The sequence below is a fragment of the Erwinia sp. INIA01 genome (assembly GCF_025947915.1).
GTDB classification, from domain to species: domain Bacteria; phylum Pseudomonadota; class Gammaproteobacteria; order Enterobacterales; family Enterobacteriaceae; genus Erwinia; species Erwinia coffeiphila.
The window spans coordinates 315,035-330,607 of record NZ_JAPDNC010000004.1; the positions used below are offsets into that span (position 1 = coordinate 315,035).

Consider the following 15,573-nt stretch of genomic DNA (forward strand, 5'->3'; position numbering starts at 1 on the left):
TAATGAGCGAATTTTATTCTCTTGCCAGCGCCGCCGGGATGACCGTCGGCCTTGCCGTTTGCGCTTTGGTGGTCGGGTTGGCTCTCGCGATGGTTTTCGCCGTGTGGGAATCCGCACGCTGGCGGCCGCTGGCGTTTCTGGGCACGCTGCTGGTTACCCTGTTTCGCGGGCTGCCGGAAATTCTTGTGGTGCTGTTTATCTACTTTGGCGCCTCGCAGCTGCTGCTGACGCTCTCGGATGGCTTCACCCTGAATCTCGGCGTGGTGCAGATCCCGATTCAGGTCACCATTGAAAACTTTGACGTCAGCCCGTTCCTGTGCGGCGTGATTGCGCTGGCTATCCTCTACTCTGCCTATGCTTCACAAACCCTGCGCGGCGCGCTGAAAGCGGTGCCTGCTGGCCAGTGGGAATCCGGCCAGGCGCTGGGAATGAAAAAAGCGGCGATATTCTTCCGGTTAATCATGCCGCAAATGTGGCGACACGCCCTGCCCGGTTTAGGCAACCAGTGGCTGGTGCTGCTCAAGGATACCGCACTGGTTTCACTGATTAGCGTGAACGATATTATGCTGCAGACCAAAAGCATTGCCACCCGTACCCAGGAGCCGTTTACCTGGTACGTTATTGCGGCGGCGATTTATCTGCTAATCACCCTGTTCAGTCAGCAGGTGCTGAAGCGTATTGAACTGCGCACGACGCGCTTTGAGCGCGGAGATTCCTGATGCTGAGTTACTTCCCCGAACTGCTTAAAGGGCTGCAAACCAGCCTGACGCTTACCGTGGCATCGCTGCTGCTGGCACTCCTGCTGGCGCTGATCTTCACGGTGATTCTGGCATTGAAGGTGCCGGTTCTCAGCCTGATTACCCGTGGCTATATCACACTGTTTACCGGTACGCCGCTGCTGGTGCAAATATTCCTGATTTACTACGGCCCGGGCCAGTTTCCTTCCATACAAAATATTCCCTGGCTATGGCATTTACTGTCACAGCCGTGGCTGTGTGCCCTGCTGGCGCTGTCGTTAAACAGTGCCGCCTACACCATGCTGCTGTTCCACGGTGCCGTGCGGGCAATCCCTGCCGGGCAGTGGCAATCCTGTGCGGCTCTGGGCATGAACCGCAAGGATACGCTGCGCATTTTGCTGCCGTATGCCTTTAAACGCGCCCTCTCCTCTTATTCGAACGAGGTGGTGCTGGTGTTTAAGAGTACCTCGCTGGCTTACACCATTACGCTGATGGAAGTGATGGGCCACGGGCAGCTGCTGTACGGCCGAACCTATGACGTGACGGTGTTTGCCGCCGCCGGGGTAATTTATCTCATCGTCAATGGCTTGCTAACCTTGCTGATGCGGCTGATTGAACGCCGGGCATTAGCCTTTGAGCAGCGCAGCTGAGCGAACGATTTCTAAAAAAGGAACTGATAACATGAAAAAAATTATTCTGGCCACGGTTCTGGCCAGCATGACCTTTGGGGCTGTAGCCGCAGATAAAATTCGTTTTGCTTCCTCTGCTACCTATCCACCGTTTGAATCGCTGGACAGTGAGAATCAGATTGTTGGATTTGATATCGATCTGGCCAAAGCGCTGTGCGAAGAGATGAAAGCAGAATGTACCTTCACCAATAACCCGTTTGACAGCCTGGTTCCGGCCCTGAAGTTTCGCCGTTACGACGCCGTGATTTCCGGCATGGATATCACCCCGGAGCGCAGTCAGCAGGTCAGCTTCACCAAGCCTTACTACGCTAACTCCGCGATTCTGATTGCGCCAAAGGGTAAATTTACCGACCTTTCGCAGCTGAAAGGCAAACGCGTTGGTATGGAAAACGGCACCACGCATCAGAAGTATCTACAGGAGCAGCATCCTGAGATTACCGCCGTGGCCTATGACAGCTATCAGAACGCTATTCTGGACCTGAAAAATAACCGCCTGGACGGTATTTTTGGCGACAGCGCAGTGGTCAATCAGTGGCTGAAAACCAGTCCGAATCTTGGCACCGTGGGCAAGCACGTTACCGACAGCAGCTATTTTGGTACGGGCTTAGGGATTGCCGTGCGTAAGGATAACGCGGAGTTACTGGCAAAACTGAATACCGCGCTGGATACGCTGCGCGCAAACGGCACGATTGAGAAAATTAATCAGCGCTGGTTCCCGGAGTAATACGCAAACGGCAGGCGAATATCTCGCCTGCCCGCTTTATGCTTTCCGCTGTAACAGCGTCAGCACTTCGTAATGCGCCGTATGCGGGAACATATCAAACAGCTGCACCTGCACAATACGATAGTCACTTAGCCGGGCAAGATCCGTTGCCATCGTCACCGCATTACAGCTGGAATAGAGTATCCACGGCGGCGCCATTCGGGTGAGATAGTCGCACAGCTCCGCACCGATACCGCGTCGTGGCGGATTCACCAGTACCAGTTCCGGCACGCTGCCCTCTCCGGTGGCAAATGCCGTTGAGTCCAGCGCCGCAAAATTCACCCGCGTTAATCCCATCAGTTCGGCGGAACGTTTCGCACAGGCAATCGCTTCTTTACTGATCTCAATGCCGGTCAGCTGCATGTCCGGCGTGGCGCAGTGCAGGCCAAAGCCACCGACGCCGCAGAACAGATCCCACATGCTGTTAACGCCTAATTCCGCCACCCAGCGGCGCGCGGTGGCATACAGCGATGCCGCCACTTCCGGGTTGGTCTGGAAAAAGCTCTGCGGCCGTATCCACAGCGGCACGTCATTGAGCTGCTCGGCCAGTGCCTGATTATCGGTAAGCGGGATCTCTTCATCCCCTTCGAGAATCGCCATCGGCACCGGCTGGATATTGGCGGAAATCGCCGCCAGCTGCGGTAACGTGCGCTGTAGTTCCGGCAGTGCAGCCTTAAGCTGCGCCAGCTTAGTGGTGGAGCGCAGCACAAAGCGCAGCATCAGCTCACCGCTGTAGCGGCTTTCCGTCAGTAGAATAAACTTCAGCTCGCCGCGACGGCGCGCAACGTTATAGGGCGTCAGCCCGGCGCGGGCAATAAACGGGCGCAGCGCGGCAAACACATCGGTAAAGCTGTCAGGATAAAGCGGGCAGTCACAGAGATCGACCGGCGTACCGTCGCGATGCAGCATACCGAGCAGCGGGCGCTCAACGCTGCCGCTGACCACCATTTTCGCCTTGTTACGGAATTTTTCCGGCGGAGAGATCACCGGCTCCAGCCAGTTTGCCACCGGCAGAGAAGCCATCAGCTGCTGCAGATGAGCCTGTTTTTGCGAAAGTTGCTGGGTGTACGGCGTTTCCAGCCACTGGCAGGATCGGCAACGACCGGCGTCGTAGAGCGCGCAATGCATGTTAAAGCCTGTTGATTGGGAGTGCGAAATGCAGGGCGACAGTATATACCCAAATTCGCGCCGGGTGCAGTCTCAGACGAAATGCGGCTCAGCGATAATAGTGTCGGCTGCTCACCGGCACAAACACTAACAGCAACACCAGCATATCCGGGAGTTTTTGGGCGATAAGCGAGCTGATAATACGGACGTTATCTTCGCCGCTGATGCTGAAAATCTCCGGATAGATCCCGGTTAGCGTTGCGACCATCATATACAGCAGCACAACCACCTGAGTGGCAAGGAACGTCCAGCGCCCCCAGTTCCGCCCACGGATCATGGCAATCGCGCAGCGCAGCTCAAGGAAGAAGATCAGCTGGCTGGCAATAAAAATTAAAGTGGAATCCCAGGATTGTGCGCTGCGGTGAATAAAGTTCATCACCTCTTCATAGCCCAGTTCATTGGCCAGAAGCAGCACGCTAAGCACACGAGTCGCGATCACCGCGCTGCCAGCAATCAGCACCGGTACAGGGATAGCCATCCGGTCGCCGGACAATGTACCACCACCTCTGAACACCTCTGACATATCCCTCTCCTGCCCTGTGCTAAATATCGTCAATCCGTACTGCTACTGTCTGGTTATTAATCTGCAACACGTATTCAGACAGATTAATTCAACTATTTTTAGCCTATACGCGCCAATAATTCCACTCCACGAAATAAAATTATTTTCGGTCATTAATTATCCCAAAATAAAACCAGACAAAACGTATATTTCTGCATCTGAATATATTTTAATCTCTCAGGAAAACGCCGTACCCGTAGGCTGAGGATGGCCAGATGCATGATTACCGCACGGTAATCGCCCACTGGTAAGCGTATTACTTTAATTATTTCTGAATGGAGTGGAAAACGTGTCAAGGGTTCTGGAGCACTATAACTACCTGCATGAAATCCCGGAGCTGGGATTCCAGGAATTTAAAACGTCGGCCTATATCAGCCAGCAGTTAAAAAACGCGGGCTTTGTCGTACAGGATAATTTCAATGGGACTACCGGTATTGTGGCGATCCTTGACAGCGGTATTCCAGGCCCGACTCTGGCGCTGCGGGCGGATATGGATGCACTGGGGCACATTATTGACGGAGTACACTGCGCGCGGCACACCTGCGGTCACGATGGCCACTCTTCCGTCGTGCTGAGCGCCGCCGAGGAGCTGATCGCCGGGCATGAAGTGAAACGCGGTCGGCTGAAGCTGATTTTCCAACCGGCGGAAGAGCTGGGGGCCGGTGCGCTGGCGATGATCGCCGGAGGCGCAATTGACGATGTGGATATGATTTTAGGCTTCCATGTGCGCCCGGCCCAGGAATGCGCCGTGGGTACGGCCATTCCGGCGGTACACTATTCGGCATGCGTCACACTGGAAGCCATTATTTATGGACAGGCGGCACACGGTGCACGGCCGCATCTGGGTGTCAACGCGCTGGATGCCGCCGTCAGCGCGGTACAGGCGGTGAATGCGGTACATCTGGCCCCGGACAGTGGCTGGAGTGTAAAAGCCACTCGCTTTATCTGCGATGCTGGCGTAACCAATTCCATCCCGGATGAAGCCCGAGTGGTGTTCGATCTGCGTACAGCCAAAAATGAAGATATGGTTGAGCTACAGGCGCGCGTTCAGCGGGCCGTTGAGCACAGCGTGGCGGCCTACGGTGCCAAAACCAATGTGACGGTGGTGAAAAGCATGCCTGCGGCAGTGATTGATGACGAGATGACCGCACTGATAGCGCAGGCGATTGTTGATGTACAGGGTGAAGCTGCGCTGATGCCGGTACGTTCAACGCCAGGCAGCGAAGATTTCTTCCAGTATCCGGTACAGCGCCCGGAAGTGAAGGCAGGTTTCTGGGGGCTGGGCACGGGTCTGCTGCCGGGGCTGCATCATCCCGATATGCATTTCGATCTGGCTTCGCTACCGGTCGGGGTGAAAATATTTAAAGCCTGCGTTCGAAGGGTGCTGGGGTAAAGGCTGCCAGGCTTTTGCGAGAGCTGCCGGATTCCGCAGCACGGTAGCGAAAACCACGGCCAGGAGAGAACCGCAGAGATGCGGCCATCAGGTCGGGCGCGGGCAGGAAGCCCGCGCCCTGGTGCTTCGTCAACCGGATGCTGAAAACGAACGCCCCCGCCTGACAACTCAATGCCCGGAACGGGCCTTCTGAATATCCTTGATTCGCTGCTTCTCTTCGTGTGCCATCAGACGCCAGGCGATAAAGCCCACCAGCCCAACCACAAACAGAATTAACGAAGCCAGCGCGTTGATTTCCGGATTCACACCGCGACGAACGGTGGCAAAGATCTGCATCGGCAGCGTTGTAGCCCCCGGTCCGGTAACAAAGCTGGAAATCACTAAATCATCCAGAGACAGCGTAAAGGCCAGCAGCCAGCCGGTGACAATGGCCGGCGCGATCATCGGCACGGTGATCACAAAGAACACCTTCAGCGGTGTCGCACCCAGATCCATTGCCGCTTCTTCGATTGACCGATCCAGCTCCCGCAGGCGCGAGTTGATCACTACCGCCACATACGCGGTACAGAAGGTCACGTGCGCCAGCCAGATGGTCAACATCCCGCGATCGGCAGGCCAGCCAAAGGCGTTCGCCATCGCCACAAACAGCAGCAGCAGCGAAAGACCGGTAATCACGTCGGGCATGACCAACGGTGCCGTCAGCATAAAAGCAAAACCGGTCGATCCCTTGAAGCGACCAAAGCGCACAATGATCACGGCGGCAATGGTGCCGAGGATCACCGCCGCCGTTGCCGACAGTGCGGCAATCGACAGGCTGAGCGTGACGGCGCTAATCATCGCATCGTCGTGGAACAGCACGTTATACCAGTGGAACGAGAAGCTTTCCCACGCGGCCAGCTGCGACGAGTTAAACGAATAGATCACCAGCAGCAGCATCGGCGCATAGAGGAAGAAGAAACAAACAGCGAGGATCGCCGTACGCCACTTCGAGCGAATGGTCGGCAAACTGTTCATGCCTTATCCCCCATTTCTTTGTTCTGATGCTTGTGGAACCAGACGATCGGCATGATCAGGATCAGCAGAATAATCACCGCCAGCGCAGAAGCCACAGGCCAGTCTCGGTTGTTGAAGAACTCCTGCCACAGCACGCGGCCAATCATAATACTGTCCGGTCCGCCCAGCAGTTCCGGGATCACGTACTCGCCCACTGCCGGGATAAATACCAGCATTGAACCGGCAATGATGCCGCCTTTCGTCAGCGGCACAATCACGCTGAAGAAGGTCTTCAGCGGACGCGCGCCGAGGTCGAGAGACGCTTCCACCAGCGAATAATCGATGCGGGTCAGTGCGGTATAAATTGGCAGCACCATAAACGGCAGATAGCAGTAAACAATCCCGATATACACCGCCATATTGGTGTACAGAATGGCGATCGGGTGATCGATCACGCCAGTCCACATCAGGAAGCGGTTTAAAATACCGTTATCGTTCAGAATACCCATCCACGCATATACCCTGACCAGGAAAGAGGTCCAGGATGGCAGGATCACCAGCAGCAGCAGGATATTGCGCGTTGAGGGTGAGGCATGCGCCACCGCCCAGGCCAGCGGATAGCCGATCAGCAGGCAGATGCCCGTTGAAATGGCCGCAACCTGAAGCGAATGCAGATAGGCATCGATATAAAGCGGATCGTCGGTCAGAGTAAAGTAGTTGCCGAGATTCAACACCATACTCAACTGATCGTCAGCCCAGGTCAGCAGTTCGGTGTAGGGCGGGATCGCGCGCGCCACCTCAGCAAAGCTGATTTTCAGTACGATAAGGAAGGGCAGTAAAAACAGCAGCGACAGCCAGATGTAAGGCAGTGCTATCACCAGCTTGCGGCCGTGGGCCATCTGCAGCCGGGTCAGCAGCGAAACGCCGATGCGCCGCACGCTCGGTGGTTTGGTGGTACGTTCAGAAAATTGGCTCATTATTCCCCCCGCTTATACCGTCAGAACCACACAGCTATCGGCATCCCAACACAGGCGAACTTCATCACCCCATGTCGGCGTACCGTTGCGGAAACGCTGGCCGTTTTGCAACTGAGCGCTGATCATCTGTCCGCTACGCAGGCGCACGTGATAGATAGACAGGTCGCCCAGATAGGCAATATGTACCACCTCACCCACGGCAAAATTGAAGCCGTCGGCCGGAACATCGTCGCACAGCAGCACTTTTTCAGGGCGCAGCGCCACGTACACCGGCACGCCGTCCAGCACCGACACATCGCTCGCCACTTTCAGCGGATGTACCAGTCCCGGGCTGTCAATAATCAGCCCGTCTTCCTGGCGTTCGCGCAGCAGGCCTTCGAAGACGTTAACCGATCCAATAAACTCAGCGCTGAAACGGGTGGTCGGATGCTCGTAAATCTCCTCCGGCTCGCCGATCTGCACAAACTTGCCGCGGTTCATAATGGCAATACGGCCCGCCATGGTCATCGCTTCTTCCTGATCGTGCGTCACCATCACGCAGGTAGCCCCGACACGCTCAAGAATATCGACGACTTCCAGCTGCATACGGTCGCGCAGCTTTTTATCCAGTGCGCCCATTGGCTCATCCAGCAGCAGCAGTTTAGGTCGCTTCGCCAGGCTACGTGCCAGTGCCACACGCTGACGCTGACCGCCGGAAAGCTGGTGCGGTTTACGTTTAGCATATTCCTGCATGTGTACCAGGGTCAGCATTTCGGCCACGCGGCTGGCGATTTCCGCTTTGGGCAGGCGGTCCTGCTTGAGTCCGAAGGCGATATTCTGCTCCACCGTCATATGGGGGAACAGCGCATAGGACTGAAACATCATGTTGATTGGGCGCTGATAGGGCGGCACGTGGGAGAGGTCCTGGCCATCCAGCAGGATTTGCCCCTGCGTCGGGCTTTCAAACCCGGCCAGCATACGCAGCAGCGTAGACTTACCGCAGCCAGAAGCACCCAGCAGGGCGAAGATTTCGCCTTTGTAGATGGTAAGGTTGACATCATCTACCGCGTGCTGACCATCAAACGATTTCGTCAGATTACGGATTTCCAGCAGCGGCGTTAACGCCCTGCCAGCCTTGCTTTGAGGACGGGGGATCGCGTCGTTCACTACCATTACTCTCCGGCGCTAAAGAGCCTTCCCGCTGTGGGACAGGCCCAAAAATAACAAACAGAGGCCGATAACCGGCCTCTGCTGCTTAGCAAGAGTGAGTCAGACTCACTACTCAGTTATTTACCACTTTTAACTTTAGTCCATGCACGGGTGCGCACACGATCAAGTTTCGGGTCCTGCAACTTAAGCGTAAACAGTTTTGCCATGGTTTCTGGAGTTGGGTAGATACCCGGGTTGTTGCGGATAGCTTCATCAACAAACGGAATCGATGCTTTCACGCCACTGGCATAGAAGACGGTATTAGAGATCTGCGCCATCACTTTCGGTTCCATCAGATAGTTGATGAACTGATAGGCCGCATCGGTATTTTTCGCATCTTTAGGGATCGCCAGCATATCGAAGAACGCCAGGGCACCCTCTTTAGGAATGCTGTAGGCAATGTTGACGCCGTTTTTCGCATCTTCCGCACGTTTCTTCGCCTGCAGAACGTCACCCGCCCAGCCAATCGCCACACAGGTGTTACCGTTCGCCAGGTCGTTAATGTACTGAGAAGAGTGGAAGTAACGAATGCTTGGACGCAGTTTCAACAGCAGATCGGTTGCCGCACCCGAGTAATCTTTTGCATCACTACTGTTCGGATCTTTACCCAGGTAGTTCAGCACGGTTGCAAAGATTTCTTCCGGGGCATCCAGGAACGACACGCCACAGCTTTTCAGTTTTTCGAGGTTTTCCGGTTTCAGTACCAGATCCCAGCTGTCAACCGGCGCATCTTTACCCAGCGCGGCCTTCACTTTATCAACGTTATAGCCGATGCCGGTGGTAGCCCACAGGTAAGGAATAGCATATTTGTTGCCCGGATCGTGCTGTTCCAGCTTTTTCATCAGATCCGGATCGAGGTTTTTATAGTTTGGCAGCTTGCTGCGATCCAGCGGCTGAAACACACCGGACTGCAGCTGACGCGCCAGGAAGCTGGAAGATGGCACCACCACGTCATAGCCGGTGCTGCCCGCCATCAGTTTGCCTTCCAGTACTTCATTAGAGTCAAACACGTCATAAACGACTTTGATGCCGGTTTGCTTTTCAAAATCGGCTACGGTGTTTGGCGCAATATAATCAGACCAGTTATAAACGTGCAGCGTTTTATCTTCCGCCAGAGAGCCAGCGGAGATCGCCATCAGCGCACCCGCAACCACACCTGACAACCATTTTTTGCGTTGGTTGAACATCTTCCATTCTCCTGAACAGGGATAATCACAGCAGTACCCAGAGGTACATTTCTCAGCAAGCGAACCGGTGAGCGCTTGCCGCAAAATACAGGTCCACAATGAATCATTATTCACTGCGCCGTTAATAGAAAAAACCTATATTTGTAGCGACGTTGCACGCATGAATACGGCAACGCAAGAATAGCCCCACTCACTGGTCCAGACCAGACCTTAGCGTAAAAAACGCCTTTTATCGATTTTCTATGCATGTTTCCTCTACGTGATATGCCATTCGCGGCATAAACAGCGATAGATATCTGGCAATTAAGGGCAAAATGCAGAATAAAAAGTGGTGGCGTTCGGACGGTAAGAGGCAGGAAAAATACAGCTCGCGCAAATAATTAAGCAGAATGCTGAAAAGTCGGAAACCGGGATATTGGCTGTCGGGCTGTCGGGCAGTGTGATTTACTGCCCGGGGAGGAGAGAATAGAATCAGTGCAGCATAGAGTGCCCGGTAATGACCGGTGCCCGCTCTTCGTCTTCACCGATCATCAGTAGATGATTGGCAAAAGCTTCCATCACAATCATCGAAATCTGCTCTTCACTCTGCTTCATAAAGTGAACGAACTGCGCATAAGTCACACCGGCACTCACGCTGAGCGACTGGCAGACAATCAGTTTTGGCAGATTATCATCCTGAATATCGAGGAACGCCTTCACCGTCAGTGAACTGGCGTTAATTTGCGACAAATCGCCGACCAGCGGAATCAGCGCAGTAGGCTTCACTTCGGCCAGCGCCGAAAACAGGATCACGTTATCAACCAGATCCAGTTTGGCATCAAACACACCATCAAAATTCTGCATATGCGGCAGATGAAGGGCCTGGCAGGAATCACACTCAAACCAGGTGATGCTTTGCTGATCCAGCCAACGCCGTAATACGTCGAGATCCGGGACGATGAGTGAATCCATATGCTTTATCTCTTGCCGCCATAAAATTGCGCACTAGCTTACGGAAAATCGTTAATAAAAACCACGTTTACGACAGAAATAAGACATCAGCCACCGGTTTTGAGGCAGAAACCTGGACGAGCCTGTTCTTCGATCCAGCCGATCATCATTGCAGCAATATTAAGACCGGTCGTTTTTTCAATGCCTTCCAGTCCGGGAGAGGCGTTGACCTCCATAACCAGCGGGCCGCGTTCAGCACGGAGAATATCCACCCCGGCCACATCCAGACCGAGCGTTGCGGCCGCACGAACCGCAATTTCCCGCTCGCGATCGTCAATGACCACGCGTCGGGCGCTGCCGCCACGATGCAGATTGGATCGGAATTCCCCCTCTTTCGCCACCCGTTCAATAGCGGCAACGACTTCGCCACCGATCACCAGGCAGCGAATATCCCGCCCCTGCGCTTCTTTAATAAACTCCTGAACCAGAATATGCGCATTCAGCCCGCGAAAGGCGTCGATCACGCTTTCCGCCGCCTGCCGTGTTTCCGCCAGCACCACGCCAATACCCTGGGTTCCTTCCAGCAGCTTAACCACCAGCGGCGCGCCGCCAACCATTTTAATCAGGTCGCTAGTATCGTCCGGCGAGTGCGCAAAACCGGTAATTGGCATGGCAATCCCGGCGCGGGCCAGCAGCTGCAAAGATCGCAGCTTATCGCGCGCACGGGCAATCGCCAGCGACTCATTAAGAGGATAACTTCCGCACATCTCGAACTGGCGCAGCACCGCCGTTCCATAAAAAGTGGTAGAAGGACCAATACGCGGGATCACGGCATCAAAATGTTCCAGCTGCCGACCGCGATAATGAATCGCCGATGAACCAGGGTTGATATTCATATAGCAGGAGAGCGGATCGATGATCTCTACACTGTGGCCACGCGCGCGCGCAGCCTCCATCAGACGTTTACAGGAATAAAGCGAACCATCGCGAGAAAGCACGGCAATTTTCAACAGTTACCTCCGGAAGCGGGAAGATCAGCGCGTAGCCCAGCCCTGCTGGTGCAGGTAATCAAGCATAAACGGTCGGCTTTCTTTCACCAGCGTTTTACGAATATGGTCACTCCAACTTTCAACGCGGCGATTGCTGTCACGGCTCAGGTAGTAATTTTCCAGCTGGCGGTCATACTCTTCCAGCTCGGCCGGTTCCAGAGCCCGATACTGGTTTTCATGCACCAGCATTGTTGCAGGCATGCGCGGCTTGAAAACCGGGTCCTGCGCGGGTTCCCCCAGGCACAGCCCAAACAGCGGCAGCACATATTTCGGCAGCTTAAGCTGTTGCGTCACCTCGGCGATATTATTGCGAATACCGCCGATAAACACGCCGCCAAAACCCAGCGATTCCGCAGCGGTCATTGCGTTCTGTGCCATCAGTGCGGTATCAACACAGCCCAGCAGCAGCTGCTCTGCCAGCCCCAGCTGCGCATCGGGGCAAATCTGCTGCAGGCGATTAAAATCGGCGCAAAACACCCAAAACTCAGCGGCCTGAGCAACATATTTTTGCCCGCCGCTCAGGGTGACCAGCGCCTCACGCAGTGCGGGATCGCTGATGCGTACTATTGAAGTGCACTGTAAAAAACTGGAACTGGAAGCCGACTGCGCAGCGGCAAGAATGGCAGCGCGCTGCTCCCCGGTCATCTTCCGCTCGGTAAAAGCGCGAATGGAACGATGGGCGCAGAGCAAATCAATGGTCGGCGTCATGAGAATCTCCTTTTTTCCTGGTATGCGAACGGCGCGTGTTAAATAAGTCCGGGGCCATAGCTTTAGCGGTGCGCCACATCATCACGATGGCGGCGGGCAGCATCAGGACAATCCCGGCGAAAATCATGCCGGTTACGGCCAGTTTACCGGTGAAAGGGGGTGGCAAAGGAAGCACGTCATGCAGCGTCAGCAGGGCAATAAGCAACACGATTCCACCCAGGGCTTCGAGAATAAGAACCGGGCGCGGTAACTGAGTAAAAGCACGCATTTTGACTCTCCTTACGCTCTGTTAATCAACCCAAAAGTCCCGGCCTCGCGCCGCCACACTCTGCCCTAAAAGAGCAGAAAAACGCAAGGGGTATAGCCTGTACGAATCATACCAACAGGTAATTCCTTCTTTCATTCAACAGGGGTTGCGGGCATCATAGGCGGCATTGAGCAATAAGTTGTGACTTAAGTCACATAAAAGAATCCAACCCTTGAGGAGACATCTATGTTTGCTGTGATTTTCGGACGCCCGGGCTGCCCTTACTGCGTACGTGCTAAAGAACTGGCTGAGAAACTGACTGAAGAGCGTGATGATTTTAACTTCCGCTATGTGGACATTCACGCGGAAGGGATCACCAAAGCAGATCTGGAGAAGACCGTGGGTAAACCTGTTGAAACCGTGCCGCAGATCTTCCTCGATCAGACTCACATCGGTGGCTGCACTGATTTTGAAGCCTACGCTAAAGCTAATCTGGGACTGTTCCAGTCTTAACGGCTTTGTTCGTCAGGGGAGGCGATATCGCACCCCCTGATGCTGTACTTCCCTCTTCGCTCCTCTTACCCTCTGCTCTGCCGCTGATGAATCTCCACCAGCGTTCGGCAAAGCATCACCGCCAATGCCCCTGAGCCACACCAGAAAACCGCGCTGGTGATAATCGCGATCTCCTGACCCAGCCCCACGCTATGGAAAGTGCTTAGCTGCATTAGCGCCAGGCAGGGCGGCGACGCCAACAGCACCGCCAGCAGTAAAACGGTAAACGGAGCCTCTTTCGACATCAGCGCCGCCAGAGCGCCGGGGATCATAAACAGCAGCAGGCCAAACTGGACGTGGTTAGCCCCACCGATAGCGATCAGATAACGCACGGCAAGAAAGAGCAACCCATAAAGAGAGCTGCAGGCAATAACACCAGACCAGCTGAAGGCTTTAACCCACATCAGAATCTTCTCCAGGTTATTTTTAACCCAACATCAATTCAAAAAGAATGAGCGTGTGATTGTTATACAACAACAAATTTAATTATCTTGATATTGCTAAAAATAAACCAGGCGGATGCTGGCTGTAAGGCAGTATAACGATTAAAATAGTCGTCGCTTTATCCGTAAACATCATTGCTAAAAATTAGCCCGCAGCTCTCATGCTGTGGCTGAACTGCAACGGGGCCTGGCGGGTAAAATTTAGCGCATAAATGCCCTTTCATCAATAGGTTAATGGTAAACAAGAAGTTAAACCGTGAATATAAACGTCGCAGACTTGTTAAGTAGAAATTACATACTGTTATTGTTTGTTGTTTTATCACTGGGCCTGTGTTTAGGAAAATTACGACTCGGCTCGGTACAACTGGGTAATTCCATTGGCGTTTTAGTGGTTTCTTTGCTGCTCGGTCAACAGCATTTTTCTATTAATACCGAAGCCCTGAATTTAGGCTTTATGTTATTTATTTTTTGTGTCGGAGTTGAAGCGGGCCCGAACTTTTTTTCTATATTTTTCCGGGATGGAAAAAATTATCTGATGCTGGCGGTGGTCATGGTCACCAGCGCAATGATTCTTGCATTGGGATTGGGCAAACTTTTCGGCTGGGACATCGGTTTGACTGCCGGGATGCTGGCCGGTTCAATGACCTCTACGCCGGTGCTGGTGGGTGCGGGTGATACCCTGCGGCAAACGATGACCGAAAGCGGCAGCCTCAGCCAGGCGCAGGATCATCTCAGCCTCGGCTATGCCCTGACCTATCTGATTGGCCTCGTCAGTCTGATTGTCGCCGCCCGCTATCTTCCCAAACTGCAGCACCAGGATCTGCCGACCAGCGCTCAGCAAATCGCCCGCGAACGCGGCCTCGACCCGGACAGCAAGCGGAAAGTCTACCTTCCGGTGATCCGCGCCTATCGCGTTGGCCCCGAATTAGTCGCATGGAGCGACGGCAAAAATCTGCGCGAACTGGGCATTTACAGGCAGACCGGCTGCTATATCGAACGTATTCGCCGCAATGGTATTTTGGCAAATCCCGATGGCGATGCGGTACTCCAGCCCGGCGACGAGATTTCACTGGTGGGTTACCCGGATGCACATTCGCGCCTCGATCCCAGCTTCCGTAACGGCAAAGAGGTGTTCGACCGCGATCTGCTTGACATGCGCATCGTTAATGAAGAAATCGTGGTGAAAAATAACAATGCGGTTAACAAGCGGCTCAGCCAGCTCAAGCTGACCGATCACGGCTGCTTCCTCAACCGGGTTATCCGCAGCCAGATTGAAATGCCGATCGACGACAGCATCATCCTGAATAAAGGTGATGTGCTGCACATCAGCGGTGAAGCAAAACGCGTGAAGTCCGTTGCTGACCGCATTGGCTTTATTTCGATCCACAGCCAGGTAACCGACCTGCTGGCCTTCTGCTCCTTCTTTATCATCGGTCTGATGATCGGCATGATTAACTTCCAGTTCAGCAGCTTCAACTTTGGCATTGGTAATGCCGCCGGGCTGCTGTTTTCCGGGATCATGCTCGGTTTCCTGCGGGCTAACCACCCAACGTTTGGTTATATCCCGCAGGGTGCACTCACGATGGTGAAAGAGTTTGGCCTGATGGTGTTTATGGCCGGCGTCGGGCTTAGCGCGGGCAGCGGAATTAATCAGGGGCTCGGTGAAACCGGTCTGCTGATGCTGGCTGCCGGCCTGATTGTCAGCCTGCTGCCAGTCGTGATCTGCTTCCTGTTTGGCGCGCTGATACTGAAGATGAACCGCGCCCTGCTGTTTGGTGCCATTATGGGGGCACGTACCTGCGCCCCGGCGATGGAGATTATCAGCGATACCGCGCGCAGCAACATCCCGGCACTGGGATATGCAGGAACTTATGCGATTGCTAACGTTTTGCTTACGCTCGCCGGTACGCTGATCGTGGTAATCTGGCCGATTTTCGGCTGACAAAAAATATTTAGGGACTTCAGAGAACTTTTATGGCGGGGTGCAG

General features: G+C 54.3%; 17 protein-coding genes. 6 read left to right on the plus strand and 11 right to left on the minus strand.

Annotated features, from left to right (window positions below; all coding sequences use genetic code 11):
- Positions 1 to 2 precede the first annotated feature (2 nt).
- The 3 genes from artQ to artJ are packed head-to-tail and all read left to right on the plus strand — an operon-like array spanning position 3 to position 2,150.
- Positions 3 to 719: an arginine ABC transporter permease ArtQ gene (artQ, locus tag OMR58_RS09495; RefSeq protein WP_105593472.1), complete on the plus strand. Its 717-nt coding sequence runs from the start codon at positions 3 to 5 to the stop codon at positions 717 to 719.
- Entirely contained in the window at positions 719 to 1,387 is a 669-nt protein-coding gene (gene artM, locus OMR58_RS09500) for an arginine ABC transporter permease ArtM (protein WP_264545780.1), read from the plus strand. Before artQ ends, artM begins: the two co-directional genes overlap by 1 nt.
- Before the next feature lie 31 nt (positions 1,388 to 1,418).
- Positions 1,419 to 2,150, plus strand: coding sequence for an arginine ABC transporter substrate-binding protein (gene artJ, locus OMR58_RS09505; protein ID WP_105593474.1), 732 nt, complete (start codon positions 1,419 to 1,421; stop codon positions 2,148 to 2,150).
- 36 nt (positions 2,151 to 2,186) lie between these two features.
- Here the strand turns inward: artJ and rlmC are convergent, their stop codons facing one another.
- Positions 2,187 to 3,317: a 23S rRNA (uracil(747)-C(5))-methyltransferase RlmC gene (gene rlmC / locus OMR58_RS09510; protein ID WP_200561480.1), complete on the minus strand. Its 1,131-nt coding sequence runs from the start codon at positions 3,315 to 3,317 to the stop codon at positions 2,187 to 2,189.
- Between the two features lie 88 nt (positions 3,318 to 3,405).
- Entirely contained in the window at positions 3,406 to 3,879 is a 474-nt protein-coding gene (locus OMR58_RS09515) for a YbjO family protein (RefSeq protein WP_105593476.1), read from the minus strand.
- A 328-nt stretch (positions 3,880 to 4,207) separates the two neighbouring features.
- On the opposite strand from OMR58_RS09515, the gene OMR58_RS09520 reads away from it, so the two are divergent.
- Positions 4,208 to 5,311, plus strand: a complete 1,104-nt coding sequence (locus tag OMR58_RS09520; RefSeq protein WP_264545781.1) for an amidohydrolase — start codon at positions 4,208 to 4,210, stop codon at positions 5,309 to 5,311.
- Positions 5,312 to 5,479: 168 nt separating this feature from the next.
- Here OMR58_RS09520 and potI read toward each other — a convergent pair whose 3' ends face one another.
- The 8 genes from potI to OMR58_RS09560 form a co-directional block, all read right to left on the minus strand.
- Positions 5,480 to 6,325 (minus strand): putrescine ABC transporter permease PotI, encoded by an 846-nt coding sequence (gene potI, locus OMR58_RS09525; RefSeq protein ID WP_105593478.1) that lies wholly within the window; start codon positions 6,323 to 6,325, stop codon positions 5,480 to 5,482.
- Entirely contained in the window at positions 6,322 to 7,281 is a 960-nt protein-coding gene (gene potH / locus OMR58_RS09530) for a putrescine ABC transporter permease PotH (protein WP_105593479.1), read from the minus strand. The genes potI and potH overlap by 4 nt, the downstream gene beginning before the upstream one ends.
- A gap of 12 nt (positions 7,282 to 7,293) precedes the next feature.
- Positions 7,294 to 8,427, minus strand: a complete 1,134-nt coding sequence (potG, locus tag OMR58_RS09535; RefSeq protein WP_200545819.1) for a putrescine ABC transporter ATP-binding subunit PotG — start codon at positions 8,425 to 8,427, stop codon at positions 7,294 to 7,296.
- Positions 8,428 to 8,546: 119 nt separating this feature from the next.
- Positions 8,547 to 9,656: a spermidine/putrescine ABC transporter substrate-binding protein PotF gene (gene potF, locus OMR58_RS09540; RefSeq protein WP_105593481.1), complete on the minus strand. Its 1,110-nt coding sequence runs from the start codon at positions 9,654 to 9,656 to the stop codon at positions 8,547 to 8,549.
- A gap of 471 nt (positions 9,657 to 10,127) precedes the next feature.
- Positions 10,128 to 10,607: a YbjN domain-containing protein gene (locus tag OMR58_RS09545; RefSeq protein ID WP_105593482.1), complete on the minus strand. Its 480-nt coding sequence runs from the start codon at positions 10,605 to 10,607 to the stop codon at positions 10,128 to 10,130.
- Positions 10,608 to 10,693: 86 nt separating this feature from the next.
- Positions 10,694 to 11,596, minus strand: coding sequence for a 30S ribosomal protein S6--L-glutamate ligase (rimK, locus tag OMR58_RS09550; protein WP_105593483.1), 903 nt, complete (start codon positions 11,594 to 11,596; stop codon positions 10,694 to 10,696).
- A gap of 24 nt (positions 11,597 to 11,620) precedes the next feature.
- Positions 11,621 to 12,343 carry an oxygen-insensitive NADPH nitroreductase gene (gene nfsA, locus OMR58_RS09555; RefSeq protein ID WP_264545782.1) on the minus strand — a complete coding sequence of 241 codons (723 nt, stop codon included), beginning with the start codon at positions 12,341 to 12,343 and terminating at the stop codon, positions 11,621 to 11,623.
- Entirely contained in the window at positions 12,327 to 12,611 is a 285-nt protein-coding gene (locus OMR58_RS09560; RefSeq protein WP_200562192.1) for a YbjC family protein, read from the minus strand. Before OMR58_RS09560 ends, nfsA begins: the two co-directional genes overlap by 17 nt.
- Positions 12,612 to 12,836: 225 nt before the next feature.
- On the opposite strand from OMR58_RS09560, the gene OMR58_RS09565 reads away from it, so the two are divergent.
- The gene (locus OMR58_RS09565) at positions 12,837 to 13,103 is read left to right on the plus strand and encodes a GrxA family glutaredoxin (RefSeq protein ID WP_105593486.1); all 267 of its coding nucleotides are present in this window, start codon (positions 12,837 to 12,839) and stop codon (positions 13,101 to 13,103) included.
- Positions 13,104 to 13,168: 65 nt separating this feature from the next.
- On the opposite strand, the gene ybjM is transcribed toward OMR58_RS09565, so the two are convergent.
- Positions 13,169 to 13,546: an inner membrane protein YbjM gene (ybjM, locus tag OMR58_RS09570; protein ID WP_105593487.1), complete on the minus strand. Its 378-nt coding sequence runs from the start codon at positions 13,544 to 13,546 to the stop codon at positions 13,169 to 13,171.
- Positions 13,547 to 13,841: 295 nt separating this feature from the next.
- Between ybjM and OMR58_RS09575 the strand changes: the two genes are divergently transcribed.
- Positions 13,842 to 15,527, plus strand: coding sequence for an aspartate:alanine antiporter (locus OMR58_RS09575; protein ID WP_200562193.1), 1,686 nt, complete (start codon positions 13,842 to 13,844; stop codon positions 15,525 to 15,527).
- The last annotated feature ends 46 nt before the right edge of the window (positions 15,528 to 15,573 follow it).